Origin of the sequence: Paenibacillus sp. B1-35, from assembly GCF_050474385.1 — a bacterium.
GTDB classification, from domain to species: Bacteria; Bacillota; Bacilli; order Paenibacillales; family Paenibacillaceae; genus Paenibacillus_B; species Paenibacillus_B alvei.
Genome location: NZ_JBCHVJ010000004.1, coordinates 395,100 through 409,475 on the forward strand (window position 1 = coordinate 395,100; position 14,376 = coordinate 409,475).

11 protein-coding genes are annotated in these 14,376 nt (G+C 47.6%); 4 read left to right on the plus strand and 7 right to left on the minus strand.

From position 1 onward, the window contains the following. The first annotated feature begins 255 nt into the window (after positions 1–255). On the plus strand, positions 256–519 hold the full coding sequence (locus tag ACQ5BJ_RS16010; protein ID WP_430111484.1) for a hypothetical protein: 264 nt from the start codon (positions 256–258) through the stop codon (positions 517–519). A 281-nt stretch (positions 520–800) separates the two neighbouring features. Here the strand turns inward: ACQ5BJ_RS16010 and ACQ5BJ_RS16015 are convergent, their stop codons facing one another. From ACQ5BJ_RS16015 to ACQ5BJ_RS16025, 3 genes are all read right to left on the minus strand, one after another. Then, the gene (locus tag ACQ5BJ_RS16015) at positions 801–1,925 is read right to left on the minus strand and encodes a sensor histidine kinase (RefSeq protein ID WP_163974839.1); all 1,125 of its coding nucleotides are present in this window, start codon (positions 1,923–1,925) and stop codon (positions 801–803) included. After that, positions 1,906–2,610, minus strand: a complete 705-nt coding sequence (locus ACQ5BJ_RS16020; RefSeq protein WP_268594209.1) for a response regulator transcription factor — start codon at positions 2,608–2,610, stop codon at positions 1,906–1,908. The genes ACQ5BJ_RS16015 and ACQ5BJ_RS16020 overlap by 20 nt, the downstream gene beginning before the upstream one ends. Positions 2,611–2,714: 104 nt before the next feature. Beyond that, positions 2,715–3,590 (minus strand): LysR family transcriptional regulator, encoded by an 876-nt coding sequence (locus ACQ5BJ_RS16025; protein WP_005543615.1) that lies wholly within the window; start codon positions 3,588–3,590, stop codon positions 2,715–2,717. Positions 3,591–3,701: 111 nt separating this feature from the next. On the opposite strand from ACQ5BJ_RS16025, the gene ACQ5BJ_RS16030 reads away from it, so the two are divergent. The 3 genes from ACQ5BJ_RS16030 to ACQ5BJ_RS16040 all read left to right on the plus strand — a co-directional run bounded on the left by ACQ5BJ_RS16030 (position 3,702) and on the right by ACQ5BJ_RS16040 (position 8,736). Next, entirely contained in the window at positions 3,702–4,814 is a 1,113-nt protein-coding gene (locus ACQ5BJ_RS16030) for a citrate synthase/methylcitrate synthase (RefSeq protein ID WP_005543616.1), read from the plus strand. 569 nt (positions 4,815–5,383) lie between these two features. Next, positions 5,384–6,649: a Glu/Leu/Phe/Val family dehydrogenase gene (locus tag ACQ5BJ_RS16035; protein ID WP_005543617.1), complete on the plus strand. Its 1,266-nt coding sequence runs from the start codon at positions 5,384–5,386 to the stop codon at positions 6,647–6,649. Positions 6,650–6,921: 272 nt separating this feature from the next. Further along, positions 6,922–8,736 (plus strand): glycerophosphoryl diester phosphodiesterase membrane domain-containing protein, encoded by a 1,815-nt coding sequence (locus tag ACQ5BJ_RS16040; protein ID WP_430111488.1) that lies wholly within the window; start codon positions 6,922–6,924, stop codon positions 8,734–8,736. Between the two features lie 82 nt (positions 8,737–8,818). Here ACQ5BJ_RS16040 and ACQ5BJ_RS16045 read toward each other — a convergent pair whose 3' ends face one another. From ACQ5BJ_RS16045 to ACQ5BJ_RS16060, 4 genes are all read right to left on the minus strand, one after another. Then, a complete protein-coding gene (locus tag ACQ5BJ_RS16045; protein ID WP_005543619.1) occupies positions 8,819–9,145 on the minus strand; it encodes an MTH1187 family thiamine-binding protein in 327 nt (108 codons plus the stop codon). A 21-nt stretch (positions 9,146–9,166) separates the two neighbouring features. Further along, positions 9,167–10,804 carry a formate--tetrahydrofolate ligase gene (locus ACQ5BJ_RS16050; RefSeq protein WP_268599365.1) on the minus strand — a complete coding sequence of 546 codons (1,638 nt, stop codon included), beginning with the start codon at positions 10,802–10,804 and terminating at the stop codon, positions 9,167–9,169. A gap of 267 nt (positions 10,805–11,071) precedes the next feature. After that, positions 11,072–12,265, minus strand: coding sequence for an iron-containing alcohol dehydrogenase (locus ACQ5BJ_RS16055; protein ID WP_430111491.1), 1,194 nt, complete (start codon positions 12,263–12,265; stop codon positions 11,072–11,074). A 227-nt stretch (positions 12,266–12,492) separates the two neighbouring features. Next, positions 12,493–14,376, minus strand: coding sequence for an ABC transporter ATP-binding protein (locus ACQ5BJ_RS16060; RefSeq protein WP_430111493.1), 1,884 nt, complete (start codon positions 14,374–14,376; stop codon positions 12,493–12,495).

The window sequence follows — 14,376 nt, forward strand, 5'->3', positions numbered from 1 at the left end:
TTGTGGAATGGCGGCATATATATTGATTCAAATAGGTGTAAATCCAAGCAATATCCCTACATGTTTTATCTGGGCGGTATAGATCCGATTGATGAAGCAATTAAAATTCATTCTGATTTTACTACATGGTTAGCCAGACTTTTAGACTTTCACGGAGAAGAGTATTGGGTATGGGATTATGATGACCGATTGACATTTAAGTCCTAACAAATTTGATAAGTTAAAGGGCAGGCTATCGAATTAGGAGTGATCCCTTTGTTAAACAACGGGTTGCCGTTTCTAAGTGTTACTATGCTGCTCCTATTTTACGCGCTTATTGCTGTAGGAGTTATCCTGCTGATTTTTAAACGCTCAAAAAGACCTAATTTGCTTAGTGCATTATTTTTACTTGCAGTAGCTGTTGTTTCAACAGGATTCTTGCTATTTTCAAATAAGAATCTTCCATTTGATATCACAATAATAGGAAATCTAATCTTAATGGTTATTATTGCTTTTACTGTTTTTAAGAATAGAAAATAGAAACCTTCTATTGGAGAAAATAAATTAACTTATTTCGGTAATAATATGTTGAAATCTTTAGACATGTTTATTAGCATTTATGGTTTCCCGTTTTGGGATTGGATCTCCGATCAATAAATGTAAAGTAATTATGAATTGAGCAATAGACAAAACAAAGGACGTAATACTGCAATAGCAGAATTGTTATTCGTTCTTCAACATGTACAGTATTCGTCCCAGCCAGACATTTTTCGCCAGCATATTGTTGCATTTCATAAAACATGTCTTATCGGATCATCCTATCAGACGGCCCCTTCTTGTCTCTCTGGAGGTGTCGAACAGCATGGCAGCTCCACGACAAAGTAAGTGCCTTCCTGATTGCTTATCGCTTCAATTGTGCCTCCATGCAGCTCCACGATCGTCTTGGATATGGCAAGACCTAATCCAGAGCCGCCGGAATGTTCCGATCTTGATTTCTCCACGCGATAAAAGCGATCGAAGATGTGCGGCAAATCATGAGTAGGAATAGGCTCCCCGCTATTGTGCACAGAGATCATAATCCGTTGCCCCCGCTTGCGAAGGAATATTCCCACTTCGGATCCGCGCGGCGCATATCGCATTGCATTCGTTAGCAGGTTGTCGAACACCCGCACCAGCTTGTCCGGATCCGCCTCGATCCAATACTGATCCTCATCACTATGCATGGAGATGGTCAGACCCTCCTGCTCCATCGGATAGCGATAGTGTACACACAACTGGCCTGCCATCTCTACAATATTGAGCGGTCTCGTATGCAGCGTCATTCCACCGTTCATGCGGGTATATTCGAATAGGTCATTGATCATAACATGTAAACGTTGAGCCTTCTCATAAGCAATATTTGTATAATGCCGCAGCTCCACTTCATCCCTGTATCGATCCTGCTCAACCAAGCCTAAATACCCCATAATAGAGGTTAAGGGTGTACGAAGATCGTGGGACACACTGGTAACGAGTTCATTTTTGGTGCGCTCTGCAAGGCGCTCTTCTTCTAATGACAGCTTAATCTGCTCGGCCATTCGATTAATGTTATCAGCAAGCCTGCCAATTTCATCATCCGAGGCAACGGTGCAGCGGGCATCAAGATTGCCATCAGCCATACGCTGTACGGTTGCCGTAATTTGCTCCATACTTTTGATCAGTCTGCGATTCAATAAGAAATAGATGCCGACGAACAGGGCAAGCCCGACTACGATCAGCGGTCCAACAACCCCAAACAGCCTTTCTAAGAACCGAAACAGATCGTTAAGCAGCTCGATATGAAAGTAACTATACACAAATAGGGCAAAGCCTAGTAACAGGTATGCAGTTATAGATGCTAATATTATGCTAAACATAAATGTGAACAGCATCTTCCACCGAATACTTCTATACCATGGTGTCTTCAATCTTATACCCTACTCCCCATACGGTCTGAATAAGCTTGCCCCCGCTGGATTCCAGCTTGTCCCTAAGCTTGCTAATATGAACCGCCACCGTATTGTGCGATCCATTAAAGTCTTCCTTCCATACTCGTTCGTACAATTCTTCCGCACTGAATACCCTGCCCGGATGACTCGCCATTAAATAGAGAATGTCGAATTCCACACTTGTTAGATGGATCGGCTGCCCATCCACCTTCACGGAATGCGTCGCTTTGTTAATGTCCATCGCCTGAATGCGAATCACATCCAATGGCTGCGCTTGGGATTGAAGCTGTGAATTCAATAAATAAGCACGGCGAAGAAGCGATTTCACACGCGCAACCATTTCAAGCGGATTGAACGGTTTCGTCATATAATCATCCGCCCCGGTCATGAGGCCCATGATTTTATCCATATCCTCAGATTTCGCACTGAGCATCATGACCGGCGTCGCTTTCTGCTCGCGAATTTTACGACACACAGCCAAACCATCCAGCTTAGGCATCATGACGTCAAGGATGACGAGATCAATCGATTCCTGCTCAAGCACCTCCAGTGCCTCCAAACCATTGAAAGCCTTAATTGTATGATAGCCTTCATTTTTTAAATAAATATCGATTAAGCCTGCGATCTCCTTATCGTCATCCACAATTAATATATTGGTCACAATCGGTGTCCTCCCCGTTCCCTGTCACTCCACTATTCTTGGCACTAGCATACCGTTAATGACGACTCTGTTCAAATCCATATTAGTAAAGTCAGGCTCATGCCCACTTATATAAATCCCCGGAAAAACTCTAAAAAGCGACGACCCTCCGTTACATCATGCTTCATAATGGCATATGTTCTTGCTGTTGGCAGCACCAATTCCGGGCAATCCACCTGAAGCAATCGGCCTTCCGTTCGTTCACGGCGAATTGTAATTTCAGGCAAGAAGGAAATGCCCAACCCTTCTTCGATAAACCGCTTCGTCACATGAACTTGGGTAACCAGCATAGTGCGAATATATCGATACCTCGTTTGAAGCTCCTGCATCAACGGTTCCCAATATTCCGGATGATTATAAGTAAGCAGCATATGCGTCGCCAGCAAATCGCCTAAATGAAGAGGGGCAGCACTTTCCGCATCATACCCATCGTGAGGTGCGACCAGCACCACCTCATCTTCCCCCAATATATCGCAGGTAAGCCGTGCATCGCTTGCCCATAGGCGGGACAGGCCAAGATCCACCTGATCCTGCAGCACTGCATCGGCAATCTGCTTCGATTCCAGCACTTGAACTTGAACTTCCACGTCAGGATTGGCGCTTACATAGCGATTCAGCACATGGGGAATGAGATAAGCCGCTACGAGCGGAGATACCGCAAGATTCAATCTCCGGGAATAGCCCTGCTTGAGGCGATGCAGTTCCTGCAATCCTTCCTCATGTACAGACAACAGATGCTTCGCATGCGGAAGAAATCGGCGTCCCTCCTCTGTCAGCTCTACTCTACGCCCAACCCGCTTGAACAAGCGCGAACCCAAATATTGCTCGAGCTGCTTAATCTGGATCGTGACTGTCGGCTGAGAGATGAATAATTCCTCTGAGGTGCGGCGGAAATTTTCATGCGCAGCTGCATGCACAAACGTTTGAATCCACTTCAAATCCATTGTAATCAGCTCCCATTGATTAGGATTCCCTATCAAACCAATAAAAACGTTTCAATATTTTTAATCAAATGCCATGTATATAATAATACATAATAAAGGAGGAGGGAAATGATGGTTGACAAGGGATTAAAGGGTGTTGTTGCTGCGGAAACCGAATTGAGCTTCATTGACGGAAATGCCGGTATATTGCTATATCGTGGTTATGATGCAAAAGAGCTTGCTATTCGACATTCCTTCGAGGAAGTGGCTTACTTGCTCTGGTACGGCTCTCTGCCGAACTCAGCAGAATTGCAATCCTTCAAGGCAGCCTGGGTACGCTGCAGACAGCTTCCTGAGCCTGTCATCCAATGCTTGAATCAGCTTCCTTCAGACATGAACTTGATGAGCCAGCTGCGCACCGCAGTATCTGTACTAGGAACGACAGTATACGAAGGCGCTCCACACGTCGAGCAAGCGATGGCGCTAACAGCGGTAATGCCTGCCATTATCGCGAATCTATATCGCAAGAAGAATGGACTGCCCGTCTGGGAGTCGATTCCGTCTAACAGTTCTTTGAGCCATGCGGCTCATTATTTATATTTACTTACCGGTGAGGTTCCATCCGATATTCATGCCAGTGCTCTAGAAACGTACATGATCCTTACGATGGAGCACGGACTGAATGCCTCTACCTTCACTGCACGCGTCATTACCTCCACGGAGTCGGATATGGTATCCGCATTAACAGGAGCGCTCGGCGCAATGAAGGGGTCGCTTCATGGCGGAGCACCATCCGGTGTAACCGAAATGCTAGAGCAAATCGGAACTGCTGATTGCGCGGAAGACTGGCTGCGCGGACAATTGGAGCAGCATCGTCTGTTGATGGGATTCGGACACCGAATTTACCGGACACGCGATCCACGAGCAGAGGCATTGAAGATGCGCATTGCACAGATGGAGGAAAGTGATCACTGGCTGGATCTGGCCCAATCCGTTGAGGACACTGCCGTACGATTGCTCGATGAATATAAGCCGGGCCGGAAACTATATGCGAATGTTGAATTTTATGCAGCAGCCATTATGCGTGCTATCGGCTTGCCTAGTGAACTGTTCACACCAACCTTCTCGGCCAGCCGCACGGTTGGCTGGACTGCCCATATGATTGAGCAGGCAAAGGATAATGTCATCTACCGTCCTGACGCCAAGTATATCGGTTCTTTTCCTGCTACCGAATACGTATCCTAACGAATTTATTAATGGTTTACAAGTTTCAATACTCGATTAAGAATATACGAGGCGCCGCTTCTGTCGGATTCGAATTACCGACAAGCAGGCGCCTCTTTTTTCATACAAAAAAGCCGTATTTCACCAAAAGACGAACAATCACAAATTTGGACTATCTTCATTCGTATCCCCCAAAACTACAACTCCCCTCTGCCCCCATGGTTGAATTAACCAGTGTAACTTTTTAGACTTGGTCAGATTGTACTCTTGGAATAGACAAAACAACATATATTTTTCTATTCACCACCCTTATAATTCATGGGTTTATGAGCAAAATATCTATGAATACACACAGTATATGTACACTCATAAAGGACACAAAAATGACGGGGAATTGTTAAATTTTTTCTATAAAAAGGTTTTATGACCATAAAAGATTATATTAATGTAATAAATTTTATCACCCTGTGTAAAATCTTCTTTTACGGAAACGGTCGTATTTGCGACAATTCGTATTTCAAAAAGCGCACATTGTCAGTATAATGTGTGAAAAGTGTTCCTATATTGCAGAGAGGTTAGGTGGAAGTCCTATGGAAACCATACAACGCGAACAAACAGAAGTACTTAACCCATATGAAATCGTTAAGAGGCAAATTGATACTGCTGCTGCTAAATTGCAATTGCCGGAGCATGTAACAGAACTACTGAAAAGACCAAAGCGTGTTCTGTCGGTCAGCTTTCCGGTTCGAATGGATGATGGCTCCGTTCGTATCTTTGAAGGCTATCGCTCGCAGCATAACGATGCAGTAGGACCAACAAAGGGCGGCATTCGCTTCCATCCGGATGTAACAATTGACGAGGTAAAAGCACTTTCCATGTGGATGACATTCAAGTGCGGCGTTGTTGGCTTGCCATACGGCGGCGGCAAGGGCGGCGTTATCGTTGACCCACGCACATTGAGCAAAGGCGAGCTTGAGCGTCTAAGCCGCGCATTCATGGAGGCAATTGCCGACATCGTAGGCCCAGAGCGCGATATTCCAGCTCCAGACGTATATACAACACCACAAATTATGGGCTGGATGATGGATACATTCAGCCGCTTGCGCGGACACAACTCCCCAGGAGTCATTACAGGCAAGCCAATTATTATTGGCGGCTCCCAAGGTCGGAACGCAGCAACTGCACAAGGTTGCGTATACGCGATCCAATCCGCATTGGAAGATATTAAGCTGCCAATCGAAAAAGCAAAGGTAGCCGTTCAGGGCTTCGGTAACGCTGGACGTATTGCAGCTCGCTTGCTTACAGATCTGGGCGCGACAGTTGTCGCAGTCAGCGATTCCCGCGGCGGTGTTTACGATGCAAATGGCCTTGATTTGGATCGAGTAGAGCAGTTGAAGGACGAAGCAACAATCCTGGACTACGGCGCAAGCTACCATATCAGCAATGAGCAGTTGCTTGAACTGGACGTTGATATCTTAATTCCGGCTGCATTGGAAAATGTCATTACGCAGGAAAACGCACCGCGCGTTAAGGCACGCATCATTGCAGAAGCCGCAAATGGCCCAACAACACCTGAAGCGGATGCAATCCTGAATAAAAACGGAACGATTGTTATCCCTGACATCCTGGCGAATGCCGGCGGCGTAACCGTATCGTACTTCGAATGGGTACAAAACCTGATGAACTACTACTGGAGTGAGGAAGAAGTTCTTGAGAAGCTTCAAGTGAATATGGTGAAATCGTATAATGCTGTTCGCGATTTGGCAAAAGAGTACGGTACAGATCTTCGTACGGCTGCTTATATGATTTCGCTTCAGCGCGTTACTGAAGCTATGCGCGCAAGAGGCTGGGTATAAGCAATTTAGCCACAGACAGCCTAATGAACGATAACCCGGAATATACAGCCCTCTTACCTTCTGCTTGAAGTGAGAGGGCTGTTCCTTTGTTTCCTAGCATATATTTTCTATCGTCAACATGTATTGAGTCTATTCATTCCACGCACAATATCAACTATATTTTACTAATTAAAACTGGCCGTTTTCATCCCCAAGTGTTGGTAACAACCGAAGCTTCGTCTATAATGAATACTATAGATTAACGATACTGTATCTAAAGGAAAACCGAAATCATGAATGCGAAGCATACCAAAAAGCACCGTTCCCGCTTCATCCCCTTTCGAATGACACGGGATATTGTGAAGGTGTGGAAATATGCGTATCGTCCCTTCCTCCTATTTGAATTGGTGTATAAATTGTTGACGATAGGCGTATTCATCCCGCTGCTCACTATACTGTTCAACAAAATACTCGATGTTGGGGGCTTCAATGCAGCCGCCAACCATGACCTGCTGCGCTTCGTGTTCAGCAGATATGGCCTAATCAGCCTCCTGCTCATGGCACCGATCGCAATAATGCTCATCTACACCGAGCTCGCGGTTCTCGTCTACATTGCCTATTATGGAATTCTGGAAAAGCGAGCACGAATTCGGCCTGTATTGCTCAAGGCGATTTCTCGCCTTCCAGGCTTATGGCGCATCGGGATATTCGGTCTCGCTCTCTATTTGCTGCTGCTGTTCCCTTTGCTTGACGCTGGCATCGGCGGATCACTGCTGCCTAATGTAACGATACCAAACTTCGTTACCGGAGAGCTGATGAAGACAAGTATTGGAACGATCGCCCTGGTCATTGTTGCACTGATTATCCTTGTTCTGAATTTGTTTTGCATTTACGCCCTTCCGATTATGGTATTAGAGGGGAAAAATCAATTTTGGAACGCTGCTCGCAGAAGCGGCCGATTGTTCTGGCGGAGCAAGTGGTCTTTAGTTAGAGCAGTATTAGAATGGGCCTTCATTTTCCTAATCCTGTTCATTCTGCTTATCTGTTTATTTATTTTCATTGGAATGATGCTTCCTGATGGAGGCGGCGAGTCTACCTTATTCATCACATTCGGTATAATGCTCAGTCTAGGCTTGTATATCGCTACCCTTGTCATGACGCCGCTGTTTATTACCGTTATTACATTGTTGTACGTACGTTATCAAGGTGTTCACAATGTGAACATCGATATCGATGGAGTTGATGCATCAGTATGGGAAGGCCGCGATATGCGGCGCTCACTCCTACGGCGGTACCGTTCAGCAGTGACTACTTTCGGGCTGCTCATTTTGATCGCTATCGGCTGGGGTGCAACCACCTTACTGACTGATTGGGGAGAAGCCAATGATAAGTTCATTATTATGGCTCATCGGGGCGCTGTTACCTCCGGTGTGGAAAATACGATGGGGGCCTTCGAAGGAGCTATTCGAGCAAGGGCCGATTATATTGAGCTCGACATTCTGCAAACGAAGGATGGCAAGCTTGCCGTCATCCATGATGAGAACTTGAAGCGGCTGTCCGGCAAAAATGTGAATGTGTACGACCTCACTCTCGCTCAGTTACAGCAAATTCCGCTGCGCGTTGGAGAATTTAGTGACTACGTGCCATCCCTTGACGATGTACTGGAGCGAACAAAGGGAAAGATCAAGCTGAATGTAGAGCTGAAAACACATGGGCATGAGAAAAACCTTGTTCCTATCTTTGTCGACACGATACGAAAACATAAAGCCGAAAAACAAATTATCGTGCAAAGCCTCGACTATGAGCTCGTACAGCAAGTGAAGAAGGCTGCACCAGACTTAACGGTTGGATATGTTATTTTTGCAACCTTCGCTCCGCTCAATCGATTCGAGGCAGACTTCTTCGTCGTAGAAGAGTCATTCGCTCGACCTAGGCTGATTCGCTCCGCGAAGATGAGCGGCAAGCCTATTTATGTATGGACCGTAAATGATGTGGATAGTGTTGAGCGCTTCTACACACTAGGGGCAGATGGGATTATTACAGATATCGCTGCCGAGGCAATCGATACGATCCAAATCTTGCATCAAGAAGAGAAATTGGAACAATAAATGACGGAGCTGCCGCTCCTTCATGCACGAACACCCGGTATGCAGCGCTAGCGGCCATCATACCGGGTGTTTTTGTCGTCATTTATATTTGGGCGTCTTCGTTGTCCTTATTCAGCTTTTCTCGTACGGATTGAAGCTTTTGAGCTACCGAAGAAGGCTTGTCTCTTCGATCATCTATTTTTAGCACAGTAGACACTCGCTGCGCTCCCGCTTCAAATGGACTCTCATGAAGAGCTTGCACCGCTGCAAGCAGCCGATCCAGCGGCCCTTCTATAATCGTTCCCATCGCGGTGAGCTCATAGGTAATACCTTCGACACTCTCCAGTGCCTTCTGCATCCCTGCCACATACCCGCTCAAGCTTGTAGAGCCCGTGCCCACAGGAATTACAGTAATCTCTGCTATTGCCACAACGATCAATCCTTTCTTGAACTAGCTCAGGCCCGTAATTCGGCCCTGCGAGTCAACAGATAAGCGCTCAGCAGCGGGCTCCGTCGGCATTCCCGGCATCGTCATCACTTGCCCTGTATGCACCACAATAAAGCCAGCCCCAGCAGACAAACGGACATCCTTCACTTCAACGGTGAACTGCTCAGGTGCTCCAAGCTGACCTGCACGATCCGAGAAGGAATATGGAGTTTTCGCCATACATACAGGCAATCGGCTCACACCAAGCTGCTCTAACTTGCGCAGCGCACGCTTCGCTGCAGGATGATAATGAACGCCTGCACCACGATAAATGCGTGTAACGACTGCTTCAATCTTCTCCTCAATAGAGAATTCATCTGGATACAACAGTTGGAATTTCGCTTCTGCTTCGGAGGAATCAGCTAAGTTTGCTGCATAATGTGCCAGCTCTCGGCATCCTTCGCCGCCCTGTTCCCAAGCCTCCGACAAAATCGCCCGTACTCCCGATTCCCCGCATAATTCTATGACAGCCTCAAGCTCGGCAGGCGAATCGGTTGCGAATCGGTTCACTGCGACAACTAGCGGCACCCCAAATTGCTTCATATTTTCAATATGGCGCTTCACATTTACGAATCCGGCCCGAACCGCATCCACATTTTCAACAGCAAGCTCCTGTTTGGGAACACCGCCGTTATATTTCAATGCCTTTACTGTAGCAACCAGTACAACTGCCGATGGGAACAATCCCGTCTGACGGCATTTAATATCCATGAACTTCTCTGCTCCAAGATCGGCCCCAAAGCCCGCCTCCGTTACTACATAATCAGCCAGCTTCAGTGCAAGTCGCGTGGCCCGAACACTGCTGCAGCCATGTGCGATATTCGCAAAAGGCCCGCCATGCACCAGCACCGGATCTCCCTCTCCAGTCTGCACTAGGTTCGGGTGGATGGCATCCTTCAGCAATGCACACATCGCTTCCACTGCATTCAAATCCGCCGCAGTAACCGGTTCATCTTCTTCATTAAAAGCTACCACAATGCGTCCCAAGCGGCTGCGGAGATCGTCCATATCCTCAGCCAAGCACAATACGGCCATAATCTCCGAGGCCGTCGTAATCATGAACCCATCCTCGCGAACTGCACCATTGCCATCTCCTAGACCAATTACGATGCTTCTAAGCGCACGGTCATTCATATCGACCGCCCGCTTCCATACGATACGCGAAGGATGAATACGCAGCGCGTTTCCATGATAAATATGGTTATCCAGCATAGCAGCCAGCACACTATGCGCGGATGACACAGCATGAATGTCACCAGTAAAGTGTAGGTTAATATCTTCAGCAGGCACAAGCTGCGCTCTTCCGCTGCCTGTAGCACCGCCCTTCATCCCCATGCATGGGCCAAGAGATGGTTCCCGCAAAGCCGCTACCGCCTTGCGTCCAATACGATTTAGACCCTGCGTCAGCCCAATTGTCGTCAATGTCTTCCCTTCTCCTGCCGGCGTCGGATTCATTGCGGTGACAAGAATGAGCTTCCCGTTCGGTTGATTAGCTACGCGATCCCATACCTCTTGCCCCAGTTTGGCCTTGTACTTCCCGTACTGTTCTACCTCTTCCTGTGGAATGCCTAATTGCGCTGCAACATCTACGATACGCTTCATAGTTACGCCGTCTCCCCCTGCATCCGGTAGTGTTCAATCTGGAATACATGTGATATTCATTCCTAAGTTCCTATAATACCTAATACCCCTATTATACACGCCTATTCCGCCACTTACATGTGATCCTTACAACTCAATTGTGTCAAATGAAAAAAGAGCCTGTTTTCCCAGCTTCCACGTCTAAATGGATGCATGAGAAGCAGACCCTTCCTTCTCTATATAAATGGTTTTCTAATTATTGGCTCTAAGTCCCTTACCGCTGATGGTTCATGGCTCATGATGAATCGGAGCTGCCTCTGTCGGCACCCCTTCGAAAGCAGATGAATACACACGTCGAATATCGTCTTCCGTCAGCAGCAGCGGACTGCGAGCGAGCAATCTCCGCTGCTGTATGCCATCCTTCACGAGCGAATCCAATGCATCACGAGGTATCTCAAAAGCATCCAACGTATGCGGAATTCCTGACTCTTGAATCAACTGCTTCATCCGTTCGACCGCTAAGCAAGATGCCTCTGCATCCGTTAATTCCCGAGTATCTGCGCCCATCGCCTCTGCAATATGTCGAAGACGAGTCATACAAGCGCCACGGATATAATTCATCACATACGGCAGCAGCACAGCATTCGACTCACCATGGGACAAATGGAATTGTCCGCCCAATGGGTATGCAAGAGCATGAACGCCGCCCACTCCTGCGTTGAAAAAGGCTAGGCCGGCTAGATAACTGCCATAGCTCATGTCAGTCCGCGCTTCTTTGTCCGTACCATCCTTCACTGCCCGGACGAGCGAACGACTAATCAAGCGAATCGCATGCAGCGCTACCCCGTCCGTAGTTGGGCTGGCGTGGATCGATACATAAGCCTCAATCGCATGTGTTAGTGCATCCATTCCCGATGCCGCAGTAACCCGCGGCGGCACACTCACAGTCAGTTCTGGATCAATAATCGCCGCATCAGCCAGCAAATAATCGTGAGCCACAACATCCTTGGTCGTGTCCAATGACAGCACGGAAATATCCGTTACTTCCGAGCCTGTTCCTGATGTCGTGGGGATAAGAATTTTCGGCAGGCCCCTTACAGTCAATGGACGAGTCCCGCTTAGATTCAAATACTCCGCTACTGCTCCCTCATGCTGCGATAGAACTGCCGCCAGCTTCGCAAGATCCATCGCGCTTCCCCCGCCCAAACCAATGACGAGGTCGAACTTCCCTTCACGCGTATACTGGACGAGCGCCTCGCCTGCCGCAATTGGCGGCTCGGGCATCGTATCCGCATAAATGTCAATCTCATAGCCTGCTTTCTTGAGTGGTTGAAGCACACGCTCCACAGTGCCGTTGCGATAAACCGACTTGCTTGTAACGCATAATATCCGTTTTGGCGCATGACGCTCTACTTCAGGCAACAGCTGGGCTACCGATCCCCAGCCAGTATATTGATAGGGTGCAAATCTGTGTGTAAACATTACTTACCTCACCTCTTCTTTAACTTGAACCTATTTTGCTAATGCTCACATGGATCCGGAAGTATGATCGTAACATCCTTCAAGTCCCTGATCAACCTACATCCATGGACAGCCCCCGCAAAAAGTGCTTGCAGCAGACACAAAGAAGAGCCGCCTCCTCGATACAAGCAGCTCTTCCTAACAAGCCGACATTGGATTAAAATGCCAATTGTAAAACTCCGATTGCATTAGGACACTTCTTGGGCAAGAGGGTTCATGCACAATCGGTAATAAAATCCTTCCATCTTCAGCAATTCACTATGCGTTCCACGCTCTATTATGCATCCATTCTCAATAACAAGGATTTGATCCGCTTCTCGGATAGTGCTTAATCGATGCGCGATCACAAAGCTCGTACGTCCCTTCATCAGGATTTGAAGCGCCCTCTGAATATGCATCTCTGTCCTCGTATCAATGCTGCTCGTCGCTTCATCCAAGATTAAGATGGCCGGATCGGCCAAAATAGCCCGCGCTATCGTCAACAACTGACGCTGGCCTTGGCTTACATTGCTTCCGTCCTCTGTCAGAACAGCATCATAGCCACCAGATAGACGCATGATAAACGAATGTGCGTTAGCCAGCCTTGCCGCCTGCTCAACCTCTTCCTCTGTCGCGTCCAGTCTTCCGTACCGAATATTATCCCTCACAGTGCCAGCAAACAAATAGGTATCCTGCAGTACCATGCCGATAGAGGCGCGCAGCTCGTCCTTATCCATATCCCTGATGTCTTGGCCGTCGATGAGAATAGAGCCATCATTGACATCATAGAAGCGCATCAACAAGTTGACAACCGTTGTCTTCCCCGACCCTGTCGGGCCTACAAGCGCTATTGTTTGTCCGGGACTCGCCGTCAGTTCAACATGCTTCAGCACTGGCACGTCCGGCTTATACCCGAAGGATACATTGCGAAAGACAACCTCTCCCTTTATACCCGTCATAGGCAAACTCATCTGTTGATCCGCATACTCCGGCTGTTCATCCATAATCTCAAAGATACGCTCCGCACCCGCAATCGCCGCTTGCAGCATATTGTATTGATTGGCCAGCTCATTTATTGGACGAGCGAACTGTTTGGAATAATTCAAGAAAGCCGTAATAATGCCGATTGTAATGACGCCTTGAACCGTCATATAACCGCCGACTGCCGCCACTAAGGCAAAGCTGATATTGTTGATGGCATTCATAAGCGGGGGAATGAACCCTGAGAATGCTTGCGCTTGAATGCCTACCTTCTTCAACTGCATGTTCTTCTTTGCAAAGATAGCAATTGCCTCTTCCTCACGACAGAATGCCTTAATCACTCGCTGACCCGAGATCATTTCTTCAATATATCCGTTCATGTCTCCCAGCTCGCGCTGTTGATCGGCAAAAAATCGGCGTGTACGCTTGGCAATGCTCCGTGTAACAAACAGCCCAAGCGGAACGACAATAAGGCTGATTAATGCCAGTACAGGACTCAGTGCTATCATCATAGTGATAGCCCCAGTCACTGTGATAACGCTAGTGAAAATCTGAATGGTGCTCTGTGTTAAAGAATTGTTGATGTTTTCCACATCATTCGTCAATCGGCTCATCACGTCACCGCGAGGACGTTCATCGAAGAAACGAAGCGGCAATGTTTGTACCTTATCGAATACATCCTTCCGAATCGCCTTGACCGTCCGCTGCGATATGCTGGCCATCATATACGTATGAGTCCATGACGTGAATGCACCGAGCGCGTATATCATAATTAATCCCGATACCAGTGTTCCGAGCAGCGCGAAGTCCGCCGTACCGCGGCCAATTCCAAGACTATCTATAGCCTTGCCAATCATGTAGGGCCCAATGAGTGCACATATGGAGCTTGCGACGACGAGCAGAAAAACAAGAAACAGCGGCGTACGCTCTGCACGCAAGTACCTCCACAGCCTTAACACCGTCGCCTTGGATTGCTTCGCCTTCTTGGGGGAACCCATGAGATGCATGCTTCCGCCCGAACCAGGCCCTTTATGTCCCATCATTTTTATGGAGGGCTCAGTGGCGGAACCTTGCTCTTGCTCTCTCCTTGAACGAGAATGATGTTCTGACAT